Consider the following 21,015-nt stretch of genomic DNA (forward strand, 5'->3'; position numbering starts at 1 on the left):
GACAGGGGTTAGTCGGTCAGCATCCGCCGCAGCATGTGCATCGCCACCGTCGTCGAGCGCTCGCGAATGTCGGCGCGATTACCGGGCAACCGGATGGTCCGGGTCATCGACCTTCCGTCGGCCAGCGCCACCGTGAAGCACACCGTGCCAACTGGCTTGTCCTCGGTTCCCCCACCGGGCCCGGCGATCCCGGTGATCGCTACTGCGGTGTCGGCGTCGAAGCGGCGCAACGCGCCCGCCGCCATCGCCTCGGCCACCGGTTCTGACACCGCCCCGTGGGTCTCGATCAACGCCGAATCCACATCCAGCAGTTGGATTTTCGCCTCGTTGGCATAGGCAACCACTCCCCCGGCGACGTAGTCCGACGAACCGGGCCGATCGGTCAGCCGCGCCGCCAATAGCCCGGCGGTGCATGACTCTGCCGTTGCGATCCGGCGGCCGGTCAAGAGCTGCGCCACCTGATCGTCCACACTCGAGCCGTCGACGGAAAAGACGTGCTCCCCGTGCTTTTCGCGCAGCAACTCGACCAGTTGCCGGTACACGTCGGCGGCGTCGGGCTCATAGCGGGTGACCATCTCGACTTCCCCGCGCCGCAAGCAGGTGGTGATCTCCAGCGACTCGAAACCAGGCAGGCGTTCCTCGGCGTCGCGCAAACTGTCGGCCAGCCCGGACTCCGGTAGCCCGAACATCCGCACGGTGTCCTGGCGATACACGGTCCGCCCGGCAATCGCGTCCTGGACAGCGGGCGTCTGCACCGCGGTGCGCCACATCGGCTGCAGCTCGCGCGGCGGTCCGGGCAGCACCACCACGGTCGGCGTGCCGGGCACGACGACGCCCGGCGCTGTTCCCACCGGGTCGAGGACCACCGCCCCGGCCGGCACCATCGCCTGCTTACGGTTGGCGGCCCGCACGGCGTCGAAGTCGCCGCCGATGCGCGCCATCAGCGACTTGAGGATCGCCGCGATCTTGCCTTCCAGCTCGGCGTCCAACTCCAGCTCCCGCTCGCAGAACTGCGCCACGACCGCGACCGTCATGTCGTCGGCCGTCGGGCCCAGCCCACCGCTGGTGATGATCAGGTCCACACCTTGATCGGCCATGAACCTCAGCTGCGCCTCGATGTCGCCCGCCCGGTCGCCGCAGATCGTGATGTGCGCGAGCTCGACCCCCAGCTCCAGCAGCCGATCGGCGAGCCACGGCCCGTTGCGGTCGGCGACTCGCCCCGTCAACACCTCGGTCCCGGTGACAACAATGCCCGCGCGTGCGCTCACTGGTACGACACTAAGGTCATGATCGAAATCGAAGTGCTTCAGGCCGACGTCACCAAGCTCGAGGTCGACGCGATCACCAACGCGGCCAACACCGAACTCAAGCACGGCGGCGGCGTCGCCAAGGCCATCTCTCGCGCCGGCGGCCCACAAGTGCAGCGGGAATCCAACGAAAAGGCGCCGATCGGGCTCGGCGAAGCCGTCGAGACCACGGCCGGCGACATGCCCGCCCGCTATGTGATCCACGCGGCCACGATGGAACTCGGCGGCCCGACGTCGGCCGAAATCATCGCCGACGCAACCCGATCCACATTGCGTAAGGCCGACGAACTCGGCTGCTGCTCACTGGCTTTGGTGGCGTTCGGCACCGGCGTCGGCGGCTTCCCGCTCGACCAGGCGGCCCGGTTGATGGTCGACGCCGTTCGGCAGCACCAGCCCAGCTCGCTGCAGCGGGTGGTGTTCGCCGTCCACGGCGACGACGCCGAGCGGGCGTTCGAAGCCGCGGTTCAGGACAGGTAGCGCTCCACCGATTCGGTTTTGTGGGTCATCGCGTCGGTGACACCGGCGCGCCAGTCGACCTTGATCACCACGCTGACTCGGGGCGCGCGGGCCTGCACGGCTTCGACGGCGCGCTGCACGACGGCCATCACCTGGTCCCAGGAATCGCCCTCGATGACGGTGAACATCGCGTCGGTCTTGTTCGGCAAGCCGGAGGCGCGGACCACCCGCACCGCTTCGGCGACCAGCTCGCCGACCCCTTCGCCCACGCCCAGCGGCGTGACCGAGAAGGCGACCAGCACTGACATAGCTCGACCATAAGGGGTGGCAGCATCGGTCCATGCGAGTTCTGGTGCAGCGGGTCTCCTCGGCGACGGTGTCGGTGGACAGCCGGGTAGTGGGAGCGATTCGACCGGAAAGTCAGGGGCTCGTCGCGTTCGTCGGCGTCACCCACGACGACGACGCCGGCAAAGCGCGCCGGCTCGCCGAAAAGCTCTGGCAGCTACGCATACTCGACGACGAAAAATCCGCCGCCGACATCGGCGCGCCGATCCTGGTGGTCAGCCAGTTCACCCTGTACGCCGACACTGTTAAGGGCCGGCGGCCGTCCTGGAATGCCGCCGCCCCCGGCGCGGTGGCAGAACCACTGGTCGAGGCGTTTGTGAACGATCTTCGGCAATTGGGTGCGCAGGTCGAAGCCGGCGTTTTCGGCGCGCACATGAAGGTCGAGCTGATCAACGACGGCCCGGTGACTCTTCTGCTCGAAGTGTGACTACGGGGGCCGGCGCGCCCGGTTGTAGCCTGTCCGGGTACCGGCTCGGGGGCTGCGGTGATTCGGGTACTACCAGCGCGGGTATCTCAGTATCCGCCGGGAAGTGATGGAGCGGCTGAGATGACCGATGCACTGGAGCAGGGCGCCTTCGCCCACCCTGCGCTCTTCTATCGCACCCAGCAGGAGTACCTCGATTGTCTGCTGCCGTTCATCTCGGACGCGCTGGACGCGGGCAACCCGGTGCTGGTTGCCGTGCCCGGACCGAATCTGGCGGCGCTGTGTGATGGGTTGGGCCGGTCGGCGGCACACGTGGTGATGGCCGACATGACCGAAGCTGGGCGCAATCCCGGTCGGATCCTGGGCGAAGTCCTCGGCAGCTTCGTCGAGAAGCATCACGGCGAGCCGGTTCGCATGATCGGCGAACCGATTTGGCCGACCCGATCACACGTCGAGTATCCCGCCTGCGTGCAGCACGAGGCGCTGATCAACCACGCGTTCACCGGCCGCGACGTCACCGTGGTCTGTCCCTACGACGTCGCCCACCTTGCCCCCGACGTCATCGCCGACGCCCGATGTACCCACCCGGTGCTCTGGCAGCCCGGATCGCCCGAGCAACAAAGCCCCGCGTACGCCCCGGATGCGGTGTGGGCACGCTACAACCAGCCATTGTCGACGCATGATGCCGCGGTGCGGTACACGGCGCGCAAACTCGCCGACCTCAGCGGTGCACGCAATTTCGTTGCCGGCTACGGCCGGTGGTTCGGGTTGCCGTCCGGCCGGATCGCGGATCTGCAACTGGTCATCAACGAGCTGGCCACCTCCAGCCTGATGCATTCCGGCGGACCGTGCCAGCTCGCCTTGTGGCACGAGGACGGCCACCTGGTCTGTGAAGCCCGCGACGGCGGGCATCTCGACGACCCGCTCGCCGGGCGGCGACCCTATGACCGCGACTCCGGCCGCGGCCCAGGCCTGTATGTCGTCAACGCCGTCGCCGATTTGGTGCGCATACACAGCTGTCCGGGCGAGACAACCATCCACGCCTACATCAGGGTGGAAGGGACGGCATGATGCGGCGGCATGCCGTGGTCGATTCGGCCGCCGGCCTGGTCCCCTTCGGACATTTGGCCTGGGGCTACCACAGCCGGGCCGAATTGCTCAGCCGCGCAGCGGAATACATCGCCGACGGTCTGCGGCAAAACCAGTACATCGCCTACGCCGCCGACAGAAGCCGCGACGAGCTGCGCGCGGAACTGGCGGCGATGCCCGGCGTCGGGCAGTATCTGGACTCCGGTCGCATCGAGGCGTGGCCGACCAGTGACTACTACGTCTATTGTCCGGGCACCGACATCATCGACGCCGACAGCGCGGTGGCCAAATACCTCGACGCCGTCAAGCAGGCAATTGCCAAGGGTTACAGCGGGTTTCGCGCGGTCAGCGATGTCACACCGGCGGCCCGAACCCCCGAACAGCGTGACGCCCTGGCGCGCTTGGAGTATCTCGTCGACCAGCAGATGGCGGTGCTGCCGTTTTCGGCCCTGTGCGCCTACGACATCGACCAACTTGGCGGCGCGGCAGGCGAATTGATCTGCCTGCACCCGTTCGTCAGCAACAAATCGGCGATGTTTCGGATCTACGCCGACCCCGACGCCGAGCTGGATTTCGCGTTGGCCGGCGAGGTCGACGCCGCCTCCGACGAGTTGTTCGACCTGACGCTGCGACGCGTCTGGCCGTTGCAGCGTGGCAATACGGTGCGGATCGGCGCCAAGAAGCTCGAATTTTTCAGTCACAGACAGCTGTGCGCGCTCGAGGAGCGCGCCCGCGAGGACGATCGCAAAGTGGTGCTGACGACCAATCGACCGACGATCATCCGGCTGATCGAGGTGCTCGGTCTCACCCATGTGCGGGCGGACGCCGCATCGTAGGCTTGCCGGTGACCGAAAGGGAGCCGGATGCTGCGCGACACTCGTGAGCCAGCCGAGCAACGCGACGCCTGCGCCGCTGAACTTCGTAGCCGGTGGGGCGACCGGTGACCCGCTCCGACGACGACGAGTGGGACATCGTCAGCAGCGTGGGCTACACCGCGCTGCTGGTGGCCGGCTGGCGCGCCGTTCATGCCACCAGTCCCGACCCGCTGGCGCGAGACGACTACGCCAAGCTCTTCATCACCGCGTCGGCGGATCCGTATCTGACCGGGGTGCTGGCGAATCCGCCGACGTCGGAGACCGCGACCGCGTTTCCGAGGCTCTACGGGGTGCAGACCCGGTTCTTCGACGAATTCTTCGTCGCGGCGACCTGCCACGGTATACGTCAGGCCGTGATCGTCGCGGCCGGATTGGACTCGCGTGCCTACCGGCTCGACTGGCCAAGCGGAACAACAGTTTTCGAGGTCGATCAGCCGAAAGTACTCGAGTTCAAATCCCGGGTGCTTGCCGAGCAGCCCGCCGAGCCGGCTGCGCGGCGCGTGGAGGTCGCCGCGGATCTGCGCGACGACTGGTCGATACCATTGCGCACCGCCGGTTTCGATCCGGGCAAGCCCACCGCCTGGTCGTTGGAGGGTCTGCTGCCCTACCTGACCGGCCAAGCCCAAGACGCGTTGTTCACCCGCGTCGACCAGCTCTCGGCGCCCGCTAGTCGTATCGCGATCGGCGCGCTGGGGTCGTGTCTCGACCGAGACCGGCTCTCGGCTTTGGAAGCGAGCTACCCCGGACTGAACATGTCCGGTGACGTCGACTTCTCCGCGCTGACCTACGACGACGCGGCCAAAACCAAGCCGGCGCAGTGGCTCACCGAGCACGGCTGGGCCGTGGATCCGGTGCGTAACACGCTCCAGCTGCAAGTCGAGTACGGCCGGACTCCGCCGGAGGTGGACGCGCAGATCGACGCCATCATGCACTCCGAATACGTCACAGCAAGGCGGTGAGCCGCATGCACACGTCCGAGGCCGTCGCCGAAATCGCCGCGAGCCCACCCGGCCCGCAGGTGGGCGCATTCTTCGACCTCGACGGCACCCTGGTGGCCGGGTTCACCGCCACCGCCCACGCCGGCCACCGGATCCGGAGCCGGCAGGCCAGGATCGGCGAAGTCCTCGGTGTGGCAGAAGCGATGATGCGATACCGGTTCGGGCGCATGGAATTCGAGCGGCTGGTCGTGCGCGGCGCGGGCTATCTGCGCGGTGAGTCCCTGGCCGAACTCGACCAGCTCGGAGAGCGCCTTTTCGTCGAACGCATCGCGGCACGGGTCTTCCCCGGGATGCGCGACATCGTGGCGGCCCATCAGCAGCGCGGGCACACCGTGGTGCTCAGCTCGTCGGCGCTGACCATCCACGCGCGGCCGGTGGCCCGCTTTCTGGGCATCACCCACGTGCTGTGCAACCAGTTCGAGCTCGACGACCGTGGCCTGCTGACCGGCGACATCACCCGGCCCATCGTCTGGGGTCCGAAGAAGGCCGCTGCGGCGCAGGACTTTTGCGCCGCCAACGGTATCGAGCTGTCCGACAGCTACTTCTACGCCGACGGTGACGAGGACGTGGCGCTGATGTCGTTGGTCGGCAACCCCCGGCCGGTCAACCCGCGCTCGCGGCTTGCGGCGGTGTCCGCCGAGCGGGGCTGGCCGGTGCTGCGGGTCGCCCACGCAGGCAGCAGGCGGGGCCGGCGCTTGCTGGCCGGACTCGGCGGGCAGTGACTGGCGTGGTCCGCTAGAGCTTGTGCGGCACGTCGACGATCAGGCCGCCGTCCATCACGTACTCGCTGCCGGTGGAGTACGACGACTCGTCGCTGGCCAAGAACAGCACGAACGTCGCCACCTCACTCGAATCGGCGGGACGACCGAGCGGAATCTTGAGCATGTCGTCGGGAAAATGCTTGGTCATCGGGGTGCGGATGAAGCCGGGGTGAATCGAGTTGACCCGGATGTTGTGCGGCGCCAGCTCCAACGCCGCGGATTTGGACAGCCCGCGCACCGCCCACTTGGACGCCACGTAGGGGTGCACCATCTGGGCGCCGCGCAGCCCCTCGATCGACGACACGTTGATGATCGACCCGCCGCCGGCGGCGATCATCGGCTCGACCGCTACCCGCATGCCCAAAAACGTGCCCGTGAGGTTGACGTCAATGACCTTCTGCCACTTGGCCATATCGAACTTGTGGATCTGGCCGAGCGCGACTATGCCGGCGTTGTTGACCAACACGTTGAGCTTGCCGAACTCCTGGACCGCGGTGGCGGCCGCCGCTTCCCACTGCTCGAGCTCGGTGACGTCGAGATGCACATAGCGCGCCGCGTCGCCGAGTTCGTCGGCCAGCGCCTTGCCCTCGTCGTCGAGGATGTCGCCGATCACCACCTTGGCACCCTCGTCGACAAGCAGCCGGGCATGGGCAGCACCCATGCCCCGAGCGCCGCCACTGATCAGTGCAACCTTGCCGTCCACGCGTCCCATGACGGGTCAGGCTACCGCAGCGTCGGACAGGTGCCGGGGATCAGCGGCAGGTCCAGCGTCGTGCGGATGCCGGGCTCGGCCGCGACCACCGCGGGGATGGCGTTCACGATCCGCCCCGCCGCGGCCACGATCGCGGCGTGGTTGTGGTCGCCGTTGCTGCTGGCCGGGCAGATGTCGACGGCGTAGGACGGCTCGCCGGTGATCTCGACGCGGTACGAGCCGCCGGGCTGCGCGGGCTGGGCCCAGTCCGGACGCAGGTCCTCCCGCAGCCGGGTCACGTGCTCGATCACGATGACCGGCCGCCCATCGACCATGCCTCGGATCTCGAAGCGCATCGCGGCGACGCTGCCCTTCGGGATATGGCCGGCCGCGATGTCGAAGGCCTCCGGCGCCGGTTCGCGTTCGCAGGATTCGGTGATGTCGTCGATGTCGATGCCCAGCCCGGCCGCCAGTTGCCGGATCGCCGTGCCCCACGCGATGCTCAGCACACCCGGTTGGAACAGGATCGGAAGTTCGTCGAGCGGCTTGCCGAAGCCCATCACGTCGAACATCACCGTCGCGCCGTCATAGGTGGCGTAGTCGGCGATTTCCATGCAGCGCACCTGCTCGACGCGTTGACAGGTGCCGGCGAACGCCAACGGGATCAGGTCGTTGGCGAACCCCGGATCGACGCCGGTGATGAACAGGCTCGAATTGCCCAGCCGTGCAGCGTCTTCCACGCGCGCGATGTACTTGTCGGGCATCAGCTGCCACGGGTACTGCAGCACGCCGGGCGCGGAGCCCACGACGTTCACGCCCGCGGCCAGGATGCGCAGGCAGTCGCCGATCGCCTCGACGGGACGGTTGTCGGCCATCGCGCAGTAGACAGCGCAGTCCGGCTGGGTGGCCAGCAGCGCGTCCATGTCGGTGGTCGCGGTGATGCCGGTGGAGACGTCGAGCCCGGCCAGCTCCCCCGCATCCTTGCCGACCTTGGCGGCCGAGGAGACGCACACCGCGGTCAGCTCGAACCGAGGGTCGGTGATCAGCTGGCTCAGGGCCAGACGGCCCACGTTCCCGGTGCCGATGTGCGCGACGCGGATCGTCATGGCTGCCTCCTTGCGGACTATGGGGTCTCATACGGCGCGGCCGCCATGCGACACGGTATCGTGCGATGTACTAAACTAGAACACGTTCCAATTCTTCGACCGGCCCTAGTAAGGAACAACCATGCACACTCCCATCTGCGACGAACTCGGCATCGAGTTCCCGATCTTCGCCTTCACGCACTGTCGCGATGTCGTCGTCGCCGTGAGCAAGGCCGGCGGTTTCGGCGTGCTTGGCGCGGTCGGCTTTACCCCCGAGCAGCTGGAAATCGAGCTGAACTGGATCGACGAGAACATCGGCGACCACCCGTACGGGGTCGACATCGTGATCCCCAACAAGTACGAGGGCATGGACTCGCACCTGTCCGCCGAGGAGCTGGCCGAGTCGCTGCGCAAGATGGTGCCGCAGGAGCACCTGGACTTCGCTAAGAAGATCCTCGCCGACCACGGTGTTCCGGTGGAGAACGCCGACGAGGATGCCTTGCAGTTGCTGGGCTGGACGGAGGCGACCGCCACCCCGCAGGTCGAGGTCGCGCTGAAGCACCCGAAGGTGGCGATGATCGCCAACGCGCTCGGCACTCCCCCCGCCGAGATGATCAAGCACATCCACGACGAAGGCCGCAAGGTCGCCGCGCTGTGCGGGTCACCGTCACAGGCCCGCAAGCACGCCGACGCGGGCGTCGACATCATCATCGCCCAGGGCGGCGAGGCCGGCGGCCACTGCGGCGAGGTCGGCTCGATCGTGCTGTGGCCGCAGGTCGTCAAGGAGGTGGCGCCGGTCCCGGTGCTGGCCGCCGGCGGCATCGGCAGCGGCCAGCAGATCGCCGCGGCCCTGGCGCTCGGCGCTCAGGGAGCATGGACCGGCTCGCAGTGGCTGATGGTCGAGGAAGCATCGAACACCCCGGTGCAGCAAGCCGCATATGCGAAGGCCTCTAGCCGCGACACCGTCCGTAGTCGCTCGTTCACCGGCAAGCCGGCCCGGATGCTGCGCAACGACTGGACCGAGGCCTGGGAGAAACCGGAGAACCCCAAGCCGCTCGGCATGCCGCTGCAGTACATGGTCTCCGGCATCGCCGTGCGCGCCACGAACAAGTACCCGAACGAGACCGTCGACGTCGCGTTCAACCCGGTCGGGCAGGTCGTCGGCCAATTCACCAAGGTGGAAAAGACGTCCACCGTCATCGAGCGCTGGGTGCAGGAGTACCTGGAGGCGACGAACCGGCTCGACGAACTCAACGCCGCCGCCAGCGCGTAGTCAGCGGCGGTCGCTGAAAAGCGATCCGCCGCAACGCTTCTGGTTACTCGACGTCGTCGGCGCCGACGCCGGTGAAGACTTCTTTGGCTCTGTCGACGGCATAGGTGAAGATCTCGATCGAGTTGTGCACGATGTCACCGGTGCCGCCGGCGATGTCGCCGCGGATGATGTCACCGGCGTTCTCGACGATGTCGGAGGCCTTTTCGACCGCGTTGGCCGCGATGTCCCTGACGGCGCCGAGCGCTTCATTCGGGTTGAAGGCCATCACAATCTCCTGTTCGTTGCGGATGCTTTCGTGCGACTGTAGACCGCGGGGACCGCCCTGGTCATGTTTGACTACGGAAGACCGCACGGGGGTGAGCACATGGGCGATGCAGGTCTGCCGCAGCCGGACCGGCCACAACCTGCGCTGACGGCACGCGGTATCACCATGACGGGCCCGTGGGGTCCGGTCTACGGCCCGATCGACCTCGACGTCGACGCCGGCGGTGTGACGGTGCTGCACTGCCCGCCCGGGTCCGCGCGAACCGCGCTGCTGATGACATTGGCGGGGCGGATGAAACCGGTCGCCGGGACCGTGACGGTGCTGGGCCGAATCCGCGCGGCCGACATCTTCGCCGTGTCCGCGCTCGCCGGCATCGAGGAGCTGGACAACATCGCCGAGTCGGTGACCGTCCGGGATCTGATCACCGAACAGCGGCGCTGGGATGCGAACTGGTATCGGCTGGTTCGCCGCGCCGACGGGGACGACCTGACGGCGATGTGCGCGCCGGTTTTCGGGGAGCTGCCGCTACCCCCGCTCACCGAATACGCCGAGGAACTCTCCCAACTCGACGGCCTGCTGCTGCGGATCGCGCTGGCCAACACCCGGCGCCCCCCGGTCCTCGTCGTCGGCGGCGTCGACGAGGTCGTCAGCGACGCCGACCGAGAAGCGTTGCTGCGCCGCCTGGTTGAGCTCGGTACGCGGCAAACCGTGGTCACCGCATCAGTGAATCCGATACCCCCCGGTCTGGGCGTGCGCGCCGAGATTCCCGTGGAGCAGAAAGGCGCCGACTGAGCATGCTTGCCGGAATGTCGCTGGGCACCGACCTCAAGCGGTACTCCCGCGGAACCCTCCCCCGCATCGCGCTGGCGACCGTCGTCCTGCTGCCGCTGCTCTACGGCGCGATGTACCTGTGGGCCTTCTGGAATCCGTTCGCCGAAGTGAACAAGGTCCCGGTCGCTTTGGTCAACGAGGACCGCGGAACTATCGGGCAGGGGCAGAACCTGCGCGCCGGCGACCAGGTCGCCGATGCGCTGCTGAAGTCCGGCGAACTGAACCTCATACCGATGTCGGCCGATCAAGCCGCGAAAGGCGTTGCGCACGGCAGCTATTACTTCGCGATCACGCTGCCCGAGGATTTCAGCGCTGCCGTCGCGTCGCCGTCGGGCCCGCACCCCCGCCAGGCCCAGATCCGGTTCACGTTCAACGACGCCAACAACTACCTCGCCTCGATCATCGGGCAGAACACCGCGCGCGAAGTGCTCAACCAGGTCAGCGCCAAAATCGGTCAACAGGTCGTCGGACAGGTGCTGATCGGCGTGCAGCAGGCCGGCGATGGGCTGAAAAAGGCCGCCGCCGGCGCGGGCCAACTGGCCGCCGGGCTGGACACCGCGGACAACGGAGCCCACGAGTTGGCCACCGGCGCCCGGACACTCGCCGAGGGCATGGTGACCGCCCGCGACGGCTCGGCCGCGCTTGCCGCAGGTACCCGCCAGCTCTCGACGGCGATCACCCAGGCGACCGACCCCGTGGTCAAAGTCCTTGACCGCGTGCAGATGTTGCAACTCGACCCCGACCAGGTCGGCGAGACCGCGACCCGGCTGAGCCAGACCGTCGAGACCGCCGCGGACCGGATCGCCGCGTTGCACGTCGACCACGCGCAGGCGGCCGCGATCGTCGACCAGGTGGTAAACGGGTTGCGCGCCAACGCCGATCCGACGGCGCGCAACCTCGGCGATGTGCTGGCCGGGGCGCAACGAATCCTCGAATCCAAGGGCATGGATCCCACCACCGACGAGGGCCTGGCCCGGCTGCGCGATAAAGCCGACCAGTTCGCCGACGAGCTGGGCGACCCGAACAGCAACCTGCGAGTCTTTCTCACCCGGTTGCTCAACGGCGAGTTGAAGTCCGACGTCATCAGGCTGCGCAACGGCGCCAACGACCTGAACGCCGGGGCCCAGAAGCTCAGCGGCGGACTGGTCCAATTGACCGACGGCAGTGCCCGGTTGGCCGACGGCGCGGCCAACTTGGCCGACGGCACCAGGCGGCTGGACGACGGCGCGCACGAGCTGGCCACCAAGCTCGACGAGGGCGCCCGCCAGGTGCCGTCCTGGACCGACCGGCAGCGCAACGACGTCGCCAAGACCATGGCTGACCCGGTCACGCTGGACATGCATTTCATGCATCGGGCCGCGACGTTCGGCACCGGTTTCGCACCGTTCTTCTTGCCGCTGGCCTTGTTCATCGGCGCCCTGATCATCTGGATGTTGTTGACCCCGTTGCAAACTCGTCCCATCGTCAACGGGCTCGGCGCGGTGCGGGTGGTGCTGGCGTCGTTGTGGCCCGGGTTGCTCGTCGCGGCGTGCCAGGTGGTCGTGATGTATGCCGTCGTGCATGCCGGTGTCGGTCTGCACGCCAGGCATCCGGTGGCGACGGTGGTGTTCCTGCTCTTGATCGCCGCGGCGTTCCTGGCGTTGATCCAGGCGTTCAACGCGGTGTTCGGCGTCGCGGTCGGCCGCGTGGTCACGCTGGCGTTCCTGATGTTCCAGCTGGTGTCGGCCGGCGGCATCTATCCTGTCGAGACCACGGCGAAACCGTTCCAGATCCTGCACCCGCTCGACCCGATGACCTACGCGGTCAACGGCTTACGAGAGGTCATCGTCGGCGGCGTGGATTCGCGATTGTGGATCGCCGTCGTGGTGCTCGGCGGTGTGCTGGCGGCGTCGCTGGCCGCCAGCGCGTGGGCGGCCCGGCGCAACCGGCAGTACACGATGGAGCGGCTGCACCCGCCGATCGAAGTGTGAGACCTAGCCGGTGACGCCGGTGTCGGACGGGAATCCCCCGCCGACGATCGGGAACCCGCCGCCGGTCAGTTGCCCGATCTGCCAGCCGTGTTCGGTGCACAGCATCGGATACCCGTCGGGAGACTGCGCGGATGCGCCACGGGGATTAGGGCACGGCGCACCCACCTGCTGGACACCGTTCAGCGGGTAGGTGATCACCCAGTAGCCCGACTGCGCGGCCGGGAACTGGTTGATGATGAAGTGGCACGCCTCGGCCTGACCACCCGGGCCGCGCCCGAAGATGAACCGCTCGTAGTTGTCGCACGGCGCCCCCAGCGACGCGTCGTAGTTCATCCCCGGAACGTCGCCGTCGTAATGCTGCGGGTCGGCGAGGGCAGCCGGCGCGGTGCCGACGGCGGCGCCCGTGATCGCAGCGGCGATGCAGAGTTGGCGAATCATGATCCGCAGCATAACCATGGCGACGACGGCACACGCTGGTTTCGCTGGGCCGGCCGTCGGCAATCCAGTGAGAACACGTTCCAATTCCGCGGTCCCGGTGCTTTACTGACCCAGGGATGTCCTTTGCAGGCCGTACTCGAGGAGTGCCGATGCCGACCCCGAATCTTCCCCCCGGATTCGATTTCACCGACCCCGACATCTACGCCGAGCGGTTGCCGGTCGAGGAGCTGGCCGAGATGCGTCGCGTCGCACCGATCTGGTGGAACGAGCAGCCGCTCGGTGCGGGCGGATTCGACGACGGCGGCTTTTGGGTGGTCACCAAGCACAAGGACGTCAAGGAGATCTCGCTGCGCAGCGACGTCTTCTCCAGCCTGAAAAAGACCGCGTTGCCGCGATACAAGGACGGCACCGTCGGCGAGCAGATCGAGCGCGGCAAGTTCGTCCTGCTCAACATGGACGCGCCGCAGCACACCCGGCTGCGCAAGATCGTCTCGCGGGCATTCACTCCCCGGGCCGTCGAACGGCTGCGCGACGAGCTCAACGAGCGGGCCCAGCGCATCGTGCAAGCAGCCGCCGCCGAGGGCGCCGGCGACTTCGTCGAACAGGTCTCGTGCGAGTTGCCACTGCAGGCCATCGCCGGGCTGATGGGCGTGCCGCAGGAAGACCGCAAGAAGCTGTTTCACTGGTCCAACCAAATGGTCGGCGACCAGGACCCCGAGTTCGCCGGCAACGACGCCATCACCGCGTCGGTCGAGCTGATCATGTACGGCATGCAGATGGCCGCCGAGAAGGCCAAGAACCCGGGGCAGGACCTGGTCACCACGTTGATCCAGGCCGACGTCGACGGGCACAAGCTCTCCGAGGACGAGTTCGGCTTCTTCGTCATCTTGCTGGCCGTCGCCGGCAACGAGACCACCCGAAACTCCATCACCCAGGGAATGATGGCATTCACCGACTTCCCCGATCAGTGGGAGCTGTTCAAAAAGGAGCGGCCCGCCACGGCCGCCGACGAGATCGTGCGGTGGGCAACGCCGGTGACGTCATTCCAGCGCACCGCGCTGCGCGACTACGAGCTGTCGGGCGTGCAGATCAAGGAAGGCCAGCGGGTGGTGATGTTCTACCGCTCCGCCAACTTCGACGAGGACGTGTTCGAAGACCCGTTCACCTTCAAAATTCTGCGGGATCCCAACCCGCACGTGGGATTTGGCGGCACCGGCGCGCATTACTGCATGGGGGCCAACCTGGCGCGGATGACGATCGACCTGATCTTCAACGCGATCGCCGATCAGATGCCCGACCTGACGCCGCTGGGTAAGCCCGAGCGGCTGCGCTCGGGCTGGCTCAACGGCATCAAGCACTGGCAGGTCGACTATCACACCAGCGCTGGCGCGAAATGCCCTGTCGCGCATTAAGCTGCGCCCATGCCCTCACATAAAGCGGTCCACGTGAAGTCCGCCGGCGCGCCGTTGGCGATCGCCGATGTCGAGACAACGTCGCCTGGGCGCGGCGAAGTGCGCATCGATGTCGGCGCCTGCGGCATCTGCGGCACCGACGCCCACTTCGTCGGCGGTGCATTCCCCGGCCTGTCCTGGCCGCTGACTCCGGGCCATGAAATCGCCGGCAAAATCGCCGAGATCGGGCCGGGCGTCGAGGACTTCGCGGTGGGCGATCGAGTCGCCGTCGGATGGTTCGGCGGCAACTGCAACCACTGCGACCCGTGTCGCAAGGGCCTTTTCATCCACTGCGTCAACGGCAAGGTGCCGAGCTGGCACTATCCCGGCGGCTACGCCGAGTCGGTGACGGTACCGGCCACCGCACTGGCTCGAATTCCCCCCGAGCTGTCCGACGCCGAAGCCGCACCGATGGGGTGTGCCGGTGTCACGACCTACAACGCGCTGCGGCACACCAAGGCGCTACCCGGCGACCGGGTAGCGATCCTCGGCGTCGGCGGGCTAGGCCATCTCGGTGTGCAGTTTTCCCGGGCAATGGGTTTCGAGACCATCGCGATCAATCGCGGCACTGCCAAGGCGGACGACGCCCGCGAGCTGGGCGCTCACCACTACATCGACGCCACCGGCGATGTGTCCGACGCGCTGAAAGCCTTGGGCGGCGTTGCGGTCGTGCTGGCCACAGCGGGCAACTCGCAGGCAATGGCCGCAACCGTCGGCGGCTTGGCGCCCCAAGGCGAACTGGTCACGATCGGCGTCACGCCCGAGCCGCTGCCGATCAGCCCGCTACAGTTGATCAATCCGGGGCTGTCCATCGTCGGCCATCCGTCCGGGACCGCCAAAGAGGTTGAGGAAACAATGCAATTCGCCGTCCTGTCGGGTGTGCGGGCATGGATCGAGGAACTGCCGCTGTCGCAGGCTGCCGACGGTTACGCGGCCCTGGTGCAGGGACGGGCGCACTACCGGACCGTCCTGACCATGTGACTGAGCACAATCCAGCCGTCTGGACCCTGAACGCATCCCACGGCGAGTTGGTCGTTCACACCGGGGTCACCGGCCGCGCCGCGAGGATGGGCCATCGCCTCACGATCGTGATGCGGCAATGGCAGGCCATGGTGAGGTGGGCCGGCGATGAACCGGCCGCGGCGGAACTGGCCGTCGACGTGTCTTCACTGGACGTGGTGCGCGGCGAAGGGGGCGTCACGCCGTTGTCCGGAGCGGAGAAGTCGCTGGTGCGGTCCAACGCACTGCGCTCGCTGGACGCCGACCGGTATCCCGAGATCACTTTCACCGCCGAAGACATCGAAAAGAGCACCGACGGCTACCACCTCACCGGGCCACTGCAGATCCACGGCAAGACCCGCAAGCAGGTAATCGACCTTGGCACAACGGATCTCGGCGACACTTGGCGGATGTCTGCGCAAGCCGCCGTCCGGCAGTCCGATTTCGGTGTCAAGCCGTACTCGTTGTTCATGGGCTCGCTGAAGGTCGCCGACAAGGTCAGCGTGTCGTTCACCGCACAGCACACCAAACATTAGGAGGCGTATGCGGGCCTCGGTCGAAGCACCTGGAGCGCTCGACGGCCGATTTGGCGGCGAGGCTTGCCAAAACGGCGGCGACGGCTCATTCTCTAGCCGAACCCGCGTGAGGAGCCGTCGATGACGCAACCCGAAGCCAACCGTTATCCCGTCCGCGTGCGAGGCGACCTCGACCCCGGCCTGTCGCGATGGCAATGGCTGGTCAAATGGATTCTGGCCATCCCGCACTACATCGTTCTGTTCTTCTTGCACATCGCCGTCTTGGTAGTCACGGTGATCGCATTCTTCGCGATCCTGATCACCGGCAAATATCCCCGCGCGTTGTTCGACTTCAGTGTCGGCGTCAAGCGGTGGCGTTGGCGGGTCACGTTTTACGCGCTGACCGCGCTGGGCACCGACAAGTACCCGCCGTTCAGCCTGCAGCCCAACGCCGAGTACCCGGCCGATTTGGAGGTCGACTATCCGCAGCGGCTGAGCCGCGGCCTGGTGCTCGTCAAATGGTGGCTATTGGCCATTCCGCACTACCTGATACTGCTGGCCTTCTTCACCGGAGGCTGGCGGTTTCTCATGGTCGACCCGAACGAGGTCGTCGGCTACGACCTGCCGCCGCTCATAGCGATACTGCTGGTGATCTCCGTGCTGGGCCTGCTGTTCACCGGCCGCTACCCGAAAGGCTTGTACGACTTCGTGATCGGGATCAACCGGTGGGCCATTCGGGTCCGGGCCTACAGCGCGCTGATGCGCGACGAGTATCCGCCGTTCCGCCTCGACATGGGCGCGCGCGAAGTGGAGCCGACGGCGGTGACCGAAACCCCTTGAGCCGCAGGCCGTAGACAACGTCCTGTGACAGGTTGACAACAAAACCGCGGCACACGCGTTTCGCGGGCGAATGCAGTGCCTTCGGGCGCTACTGTTCGACGATCGTAGGTTCGTCGGAGGCCCGCCGATGGGCAGCCATCTGCGATAGCGCGTCTTAGTGATGGAGCGTCGCCGATGGCAGACAACCTTTGCGTGCCAAGCAAGGTGCACGGGAGGTCGACGTGAGCAGCTTTACCGACAGAATGTTCGCCAATGCCCTGACCAGTCGCAACGGGATGACGACCGGCGAACCCGCTGCGCCGGTCCGGCATACCTGGGCCCAGGTACACCAGCAGGCGCGCCGGGCGGCGGGCGGTTTGGCGGCCGCCGGCGTCGGGCATGGTGACGCCGTCGCGGTATTGGCAGGCGCACCCGTCGAAATCGCGCCAACGGCGCAGGCGCTGTGGATGCGCGGCGCCAGCCTCACGATGCTCCACCAGCCCACGCCGCGCACCGATCTGCAGTCCTGGGCGATCGAGACGGCGGCGGTGATCGGCGTGATCGGGGCTCGGGCCGTGGTCATCTCCGATCCGTTCATGGCGGCGGCTCCCCTGCTGACCGAGTTGGGAATGAGGGTGCTGCGCGTCGACCAACTGCTTGCGGCAGATCCGGTCGATCCCGTGCATACGTGTGACGAGGACGTGGCCCTACTGCAGCTGACATCTGGCTCGACAGGCTTGCCGAAAGCGGTCCAAATCTCCCACCGCAACGTGGTGTCCAATGCCGAGGCGATGTTCAGCGGCGCGCGGTACGACCTCGACAACGACGTCATCGTGAGCTGGTTGCCGCTGTTCCACGACATGGGTATGACCGGGTTCCTCGCCGTGCCAATGTATTTCGGTGCAGAGCTGGTGAAGATCACCCCGATGGACTTCCTGCGCGACATACTGCTGTGGGCCAGGCTGATCGACAAGTACAAAGGCACTATGACAGCCGCCCCCAACTTCGCTTATTCGTTGCTGGCCAAGCGATTACGCATGCAGAGCACACCCGGCCAATTCGACTTGTCGAGCCTGCGGTGGGCGCTGTCGGGCGCAGAACACGTCGAACCGGACGACGTGGACGATTTCTGTGCGGCCGGAGCGCCCTTCGGGCTGCGGCCCGAGGCCATCGTGCCCGCCTACGGCATGGCCGAGACGACGGTGGCGGTGTCGTTTTCGGAGTGCGGCGCCGGCCTGAAGGTCGACGAGGTCGACGCCGATTTGCTTGCTGTTCTGCGCCACGCAGTTCCGGCGACCAAGGGCAAGACGCGCCGGCTCGCGTGTCTGGGCCCGTTACTGGCGGGCCTGGAGGCACGCATCGTCGACGACGACGGCAACGTGTTACCTGCCCGCTGTGTCGGAGTGATCCAGGTCCGCGGCCAGCCGGTCACGGCCGGCTACACCACGGCGGCAGGTTTTGTCGCCGCACGAGACGACCAAGGCTGGTATGACACCGGCGATCTCGGCTACCTGACCGAGAAAGGCCACATCGTGGTGTGCGGCCGGGTCAAAGACGTCATCATCATGGCCGGTCGCAACATCTACCCGAACGATATCGAGCGGGCAGCCGAGCGCGTCGACGGCGTTCGTCCCGGTTGCGCGGCCGCGGTGCGGCTTTACGCGGGACTGGCCCGCGAAACGTTTGCGGTCGCTGTCGAGTCGAGCGCCTACGACATGCCCGCCGAGGCGCGGCGCATCGAGCGCCAGGTGGCCCACGAGGTGGTCGCCGAGGTCGACGTGCGGCCACGCAAGGTGGCGGTGGTTGCTCCGGGAACCATTCCCAAAACGCCGTCGGGCAAGCTGCGTCGGTCCTACGCGCTCTCGCTCGTGGGTCGATGGGCCGGTTACGGCGACGGCGCCCCGGGGTTGGGAGGCGGCGGCGGGGCAGGTGCCGGAGCGGCATCGTCAGGTACCCCGTGCAGGCGGTTGAGCAGCTTTGTCAATAGCGGGTGCGGATCGGGCTCCGGCGGGGGCGCGACAGGCGGCGGTGGCACCGGGGCCGGCTCGGCGGCCGGCACGTTGACCGGCGGCTCTGCCGACACCACGGTTTGCGGCTCGGCGGGCGCCGCGGCGACGGTCGGCTCCTGCGGCGGCTCCGGTTGCGGCGCCGCGTGCGGCGCCGGCGGCTGAACCTTGGCCGGCGGTGGAGCGGGCGCCTTGGCCACCGGGGCCGGTGTCGTCCTGTGGACCGCCTGCTTCACCGGTGCCGCGGGCTTGTCGGGAAGCAGCCGCGGGCCGATCGCCAGCGACACCGACGCCACCAGCGTCACCGCACCGGCAACCAGCATGGTCAACGCGCCGGCGTAACCCCGCGGCCGCGAAGGCACGGGCGCCGCGCTGACTTCTTCGATCGACTCGATCAGCGGGGCATCAGTGAAGTCGGTGGTCTGCGCCGACGCCAGGGCCGCGCCGCGGGCCAGGGCCAGCGGCGTGCCGCTTTGGGTGAACACCGGTACCGGCAGGGCCTTCTCCAGCTGCCATGAGAGCGCATCGAGGTCGTGGTCGGGGCCGACGACCACCACGCCACCGGGTTGCCAGGTGCTCCGGTCGAACATCGCGGTCAGCCACGCAGTGAGCCGCTCGGCGCCGCCGTCCAGCTGTTTGACGGCGGTTTTGCCCTGGTCATCGGAGTCGTCGACCATCACCACGGTTGTCGAGTCGCCCTGCAGGAGGCACACCGCGGCCTTGTCACGGCCGACGACGGAGGCGATACCGCGCGCCAGCATCTCAGCGGCCTCGACCAACCGAATCGGCACGACGTTGTCGAACCCCGCCTCAGTCAATGACTCCAACAGCAGCGCGGCCTCGGCCGCGGCGTCGTCGGTCCACGTGACGCCCACGACATGAAGCCGCTGATCGCGCCGCGCCGCCGCGGCCTGGGCCTCTAACACCGCCGCGGTCGCTTGCTCCGAGGTGTCGGCCGCGCGCATCCCGCCGCCGGTGCGTACCGCGAAGTCGTCGTGATCGGTGACGGCGCCGTCGGCGTGGCGGCCTTCGACCAGCACCCAGCCGCCGGCCGTCGGTGTCAGCGACAGCCCTAGTACCGTATCCAAATTCGCACCTCAATCGTGCCCCTACCTGCGACGTTGCCGACTTAATCGCGGTGGTTCGCAGCGCCCGAACGGGACCGGAGCAATGTGGTCGTCGTCGGCGTACCCGGGGTGAGCTTACGCGGGCGCCAAGACGTCTCCCGAACGGGTGTCCCAGCGCGGCGCGGCACGTGTAGCCACGGCAGCCGCTGCGCGTCGCCTAGCACGGGCGCTGAGCAGGTGGTACTCGCCGATGCAGAATCGGGACATGGTTGCGCCGTGATCGACATATGCACTACCACACGGTAAGTTCTGCCGAGGGTGCGACGGCATACGACAAGGGGCACGGTATGACAGACGTGAGCAAGCAGGTACGCGGTTGGGCGCGGCGGCTGACGATCGCCGCCGTTGCGGCTGCGGCACTGCCCGGCCTGGTTGGCCTGGTGGGTGGAGCCGCGACCGCCGGAGCCTTCTCCCGGCCAGGTCTGCCGGTCGACTACCTGCAGGTACCGTCCGCCGCCATGGGCCGCAACATCAAGGTGGAGTTCCAGAGCGGTGGACCTAATTCCCCGGCTGTCTATCTGCTCGACGGTTTGCGTGCCCAGGACGACTACAACGGCTGGGACATCAACACCCCGGCTTTTGAGTGGTACTACCAGTCCGGTCTGTCGATCGTGATGCCGGTCGGTGGGCAGTCCAGCTTCTACACCGACTGGTACAACCCGGCGTGCGGCAAGTCCGGCTGCCAGACCTACAAGTGGGAAACGTTCTTGACCAGCGAACTGCCCGGATATCTAGCCGCCAACCAGAACGTCAAGTCGACGGGCAGCGCTGCGGTCGGGATCTCGATGGCGGGTGCGTCGGCAATGAATCTGGCGATCTACCACCCGGGGCAATTCATCTACGCCGGGTCGCTGTCAGGCTATCTCAGCCCGTCCACCGGGCAGGGCTGGATAGGCCTAGCAATGGGCGATGCCGGCGGCTACAAGAAGGAAGACATGTGGGGGCCCGACAACGACCCCGCATGGGTGCGCAATGACCCCCTGGTCAATGTCGACAAACTTGTCGCCAATAACACCCGGCTCTGGGTGTACTGCGGCAACGGCACGCCGAACGAACTGGGCGGCGCCAACCTGCCGGCCACGTTCCTGGAGAGCAACTTCATGATCGGTGTCAACAAAAAGTTCCAAGAAGCTTATATTGCTGCGGGCGGCCACAACGCGGTGTTCAACTTCCCGCCTTACGGCACACACAGCTGGGAGTACTGGGGCGCGCAGTTGCAGGCGATGAAGCCCGATCTGCAAAGCAGCCTGGGTGCCGGCGGAGGCGGCGGCTAAACCACGCGCGAGCTGA

At 67.2% G+C, this 21,015-nt stretch carries 21 protein-coding genes and 1 pseudogene; 15 read left to right on the forward strand and 7 right to left on the reverse strand.

The genetic code is table 11. The annotated features are described in order from the left end of the window. Positions 1–8: 8 nt before the first annotated feature. A complete protein-coding gene (locus tag AWC14_RS09785) occupies positions 9–1,268 on the reverse strand; it encodes a competence/damage-inducible protein A (RefSeq protein ID WP_045378612.1) in 1,260 nt (419 codons plus the stop codon). An 18-nt stretch (positions 1,269–1,286) separates the two neighbouring features. Between AWC14_RS09785 and AWC14_RS09790 the strand changes: the two genes are divergently transcribed. Then, on the forward strand, positions 1,287–1,784 hold the full coding sequence (locus AWC14_RS09790) for a macro domain-containing protein (protein WP_045378615.1): 498 nt from the start codon (positions 1,287–1,289) through the stop codon (positions 1,782–1,784). Here AWC14_RS09790 and AWC14_RS09795 read toward each other — a convergent pair. After that, positions 1,772–2,071, reverse strand: a complete 300-nt coding sequence (locus tag AWC14_RS09795) for an MTH1187 family thiamine-binding protein (protein ID WP_045378618.1) — start codon at positions 2,069–2,071, stop codon at positions 1,772–1,774. The two genes, AWC14_RS09790 and AWC14_RS09795, sit on opposite strands and share 13 nt — an antisense overlap. A gap of 32 nt (positions 2,072–2,103) precedes the next feature. Here AWC14_RS09795 and dtd point away from each other — a divergent pair, with 32 nt between their 5' ends. The 5 genes from dtd (at position 2,104) to AWC14_RS09820 (ending at position 6,216) form a co-directional block, all read left to right on the forward strand. Continuing rightward, positions 2,104–2,535 carry a D-aminoacyl-tRNA deacylase gene (dtd, locus tag AWC14_RS09800; protein ID WP_045378620.1) on the forward strand — a complete coding sequence of 144 codons (432 nt, stop codon included), beginning with the start codon at positions 2,104–2,106 and terminating at the stop codon, positions 2,533–2,535. A 120-nt stretch (positions 2,536–2,655) separates the two neighbouring features. Then, on the forward strand, positions 2,656–3,603 hold the full coding sequence (locus AWC14_RS09805; RefSeq protein WP_045378624.1) for a sensor histidine kinase: 948 nt from the start codon (positions 2,656–2,658) through the stop codon (positions 3,601–3,603). Next, entirely contained in the window at positions 3,600–4,457 is an 858-nt protein-coding gene (locus AWC14_RS09810) for an MEDS domain-containing protein (RefSeq protein ID WP_052425578.1), read from the forward strand. The genes AWC14_RS09805 and AWC14_RS09810 overlap by 4 nt, the downstream gene beginning before the upstream one ends. 104 nt (positions 4,458–4,561) lie before the next feature. Beyond that, positions 4,562–5,455: a class I SAM-dependent methyltransferase gene (locus AWC14_RS09815; protein WP_235215900.1), complete on the forward strand. Its 894-nt coding sequence runs from the start codon at positions 4,562–4,564 to the stop codon at positions 5,453–5,455. Positions 5,456–5,460: 5 nt separating this feature from the next. Continuing rightward, positions 5,461–6,216 (forward strand): HAD family hydrolase, encoded by a 756-nt coding sequence (locus AWC14_RS09820; RefSeq protein ID WP_045378726.1) that lies wholly within the window; start codon positions 5,461–5,463, stop codon positions 6,214–6,216. A 13-nt stretch (positions 6,217–6,229) separates the two neighbouring features. On the opposite strand, the gene AWC14_RS09825 is transcribed toward AWC14_RS09820, so the two are convergent. Then, on the reverse strand, positions 6,230–6,967 hold the full coding sequence (locus AWC14_RS09825) for a glucose 1-dehydrogenase (protein WP_045378629.1): 738 nt from the start codon (positions 6,965–6,967) through the stop codon (positions 6,230–6,232). Positions 6,968–6,978: 11 nt separating this feature from the next. After that, complete coding sequence (locus AWC14_RS09830) at positions 6,979–8,052, reverse strand: NAD(P)H-dependent amine dehydrogenase family protein (protein ID WP_045378632.1); 1,074 nt, start codon at positions 8,050–8,052, stop codon at positions 6,979–6,981. Between the two features lie 121 nt (positions 8,053–8,173). Here AWC14_RS09830 and AWC14_RS09835 point away from each other — a divergent pair, with 121 nt between their 5' ends. Then, positions 8,174–9,304, forward strand: coding sequence for a nitronate monooxygenase (locus AWC14_RS09835; RefSeq protein ID WP_045378635.1), 1,131 nt, complete (start codon positions 8,174–8,176; stop codon positions 9,302–9,304). A gap of 43 nt (positions 9,305–9,347) precedes the next feature. On the opposite strand, the gene AWC14_RS09840 is transcribed toward AWC14_RS09835, so the two are convergent. After that, entirely contained in the window at positions 9,348–9,569 is a 222-nt protein-coding gene (locus tag AWC14_RS09840; RefSeq protein WP_045378728.1) for an Rv1893 family protein, read from the reverse strand. Between the two features lie 99 nt (positions 9,570–9,668). On the opposite strand from AWC14_RS09840, the gene AWC14_RS09845 reads away from it, so the two are divergent. Both AWC14_RS09845 and AWC14_RS09850 read left to right on the forward strand, forming a co-directional pair. Beyond that, entirely contained in the window at positions 9,669–10,361 is a 693-nt protein-coding gene (locus tag AWC14_RS09845) for a P-loop NTPase family protein (protein ID WP_045378638.1), read from the forward strand. Between the two features lie 14 nt (positions 10,362–10,375). Beyond that, on the forward strand, positions 10,376–12,370 hold the full coding sequence (locus tag AWC14_RS09850) for a YhgE/Pip domain-containing protein (RefSeq protein ID WP_081968136.1): 1,995 nt from the start codon (positions 10,376–10,378) through the stop codon (positions 12,368–12,370). A 3-nt stretch (positions 12,371–12,373) separates the two neighbouring features. Here AWC14_RS09850 and AWC14_RS09855 read toward each other — a convergent pair whose 3' ends face one another. After that, positions 12,374–12,808 (reverse strand): hypothetical protein, encoded by a 435-nt coding sequence (locus AWC14_RS09855; RefSeq protein ID WP_045378730.1) that lies wholly within the window; start codon positions 12,806–12,808, stop codon positions 12,374–12,376. Between the two features lie 149 nt (positions 12,809–12,957). Between AWC14_RS09855 and AWC14_RS09860 the strand changes: the two genes are divergently transcribed. From AWC14_RS09860 to AWC14_RS09880, 5 genes and pseudogenes are all read left to right on the forward strand, one after another. After that, a complete protein-coding gene (locus AWC14_RS09860) occupies positions 12,958–14,220 on the forward strand; it encodes a cytochrome P450 (protein WP_045378644.1) in 1,263 nt (420 codons plus the stop codon). A gap of 9 nt (positions 14,221–14,229) precedes the next feature. Further along, positions 14,230–15,240 carry an alcohol dehydrogenase catalytic domain-containing protein gene (locus AWC14_RS09865; RefSeq protein WP_045378646.1) on the forward strand — a complete coding sequence of 337 codons (1,011 nt, stop codon included), beginning with the start codon at positions 14,230–14,232 and terminating at the stop codon, positions 15,238–15,240. Beyond that, complete coding sequence (locus AWC14_RS09870) at positions 15,237–15,794, forward strand: YceI family protein (protein WP_045378648.1); 558 nt, start codon at positions 15,237–15,239, stop codon at positions 15,792–15,794. Before AWC14_RS09865 ends, AWC14_RS09870 begins: the two co-directional genes overlap by 4 nt. 120 nt (positions 15,795–15,914) lie before the next feature. Beyond that, the gene (locus AWC14_RS09875; RefSeq protein ID WP_045378650.1) at positions 15,915–16,613 is read left to right on the forward strand and encodes a DUF4389 domain-containing protein; all 699 of its coding nucleotides are present in this window, start codon (positions 15,915–15,917) and stop codon (positions 16,611–16,613) included. 221 nt (positions 16,614–16,834) lie between these two features. Further along, a pseudogene (locus tag AWC14_RS09880) lies at positions 16,835–18,463 on the forward strand (fatty acyl-AMP ligase); the annotation flags it as partial. 14 nt (positions 18,464–18,477) lie between these two features. Here AWC14_RS09880 and AWC14_RS09885 read toward each other — a convergent pair. Next, positions 18,478–19,686, reverse strand: coding sequence for a DUF7159 family protein (locus tag AWC14_RS09885; RefSeq protein ID WP_142281642.1), 1,209 nt, complete (start codon positions 19,684–19,686; stop codon positions 18,478–18,480). 326 nt (positions 19,687–20,012) lie between these two features. On the opposite strand from AWC14_RS09885, the gene AWC14_RS09890 reads away from it, so the two are divergent. Further along, positions 20,013–20,999, forward strand: coding sequence for an esterase family protein (locus tag AWC14_RS09890; protein WP_045378656.1), 987 nt, complete (start codon positions 20,013–20,015; stop codon positions 20,997–20,999). Positions 21,000–21,015: the final 16 nt, after the last annotated feature.

Origin of the sequence: Mycobacterium kyorinense, from assembly GCF_002101735.1 — a bacterium.
Lineage (GTDB): Bacteria > Actinomycetota > Actinomycetes > Mycobacteriales > Mycobacteriaceae > Mycobacterium > Mycobacterium kyorinense.

Coding starts and splice junctions, on each gene's coding strand:
- AWC14_RS09820 (WP_045378726.1), top strand. CDS start 5,461: ATGCACACGTCCGAGGCCGTCGCCGAAATCGCCGCGAGCCCACCCGGC.
- AWC14_RS09855 (WP_045378730.1), bottom strand. CDS start 12,808: ATGATTCGCCAACTCTGCATCGCCGCTGCGATCACGGGCGCCGCCGTC.
- AWC14_RS09805 (WP_045378624.1), top strand. CDS start 2,656: ATGACCGATGCACTGGAGCAGGGCGCCTTCGCCCACCCTGCGCTCTTC.
- AWC14_RS09860 (WP_045378644.1), top strand. CDS start 12,958: ATGCCGACCCCGAATCTTCCCCCCGGATTCGATTTCACCGACCCCGAC.
- AWC14_RS09845 (WP_045378638.1), top strand. CDS start 9,669: ATGGGCGATGCAGGTCTGCCGCAGCCGGACCGGCCACAACCTGCGCTG.
- AWC14_RS09875 (WP_045378650.1), top strand. CDS start 15,915: ATGACGCAACCCGAAGCCAACCGTTATCCCGTCCGCGTGCGAGGCGAC.
- dtd (WP_045378620.1), top strand. CDS start 2,104: ATGCGAGTTCTGGTGCAGCGGGTCTCCTCGGCGACGGTGTCGGTGGAC.
- AWC14_RS09810 (WP_052425578.1), top strand. CDS start 3,600: ATGATGCGGCGGCATGCCGTGGTCGATTCGGCCGCCGGCCTGGTCCCC.
- AWC14_RS09825 (WP_045378629.1), bottom strand. CDS start 6,967: ATGGGACGCGTGGACGGCAAGGTTGCACTGATCAGTGGCGGCGCTCGG.
- AWC14_RS09850 (WP_081968136.1), top strand. CDS start 10,376: ATGTCGCTGGGCACCGACCTCAAGCGGTACTCCCGCGGAACCCTCCCC.
- AWC14_RS09890 (WP_045378656.1), top strand. CDS start 20,013: ATGACAGACGTGAGCAAGCAGGTACGCGGTTGGGCGCGGCGGCTGACG.
- AWC14_RS09865 (WP_045378646.1), top strand. CDS start 14,230: ATGCCCTCACATAAAGCGGTCCACGTGAAGTCCGCCGGCGCGCCGTTG.
- AWC14_RS09830 (WP_045378632.1), bottom strand. CDS start 8,052: ATGACGATCCGCGTCGCGCACATCGGCACCGGGAACGTGGGCCGTCTG.
- AWC14_RS09840 (WP_045378728.1), bottom strand. CDS start 9,569: ATGGCCTTCAACCCGAATGAAGCGCTCGGCGCCGTCAGGGACATCGCG.
- AWC14_RS09790 (WP_045378615.1), top strand. CDS start 1,287: ATGATCGAAATCGAAGTGCTTCAGGCCGACGTCACCAAGCTCGAGGTC.
- AWC14_RS09795 (WP_045378618.1), bottom strand. CDS start 2,071: ATGTCAGTGCTGGTCGCCTTCTCGGTCACGCCGCTGGGCGTGGGCGAA.
- AWC14_RS09835 (WP_045378635.1), top strand. CDS start 8,174: ATGCACACTCCCATCTGCGACGAACTCGGCATCGAGTTCCCGATCTTC.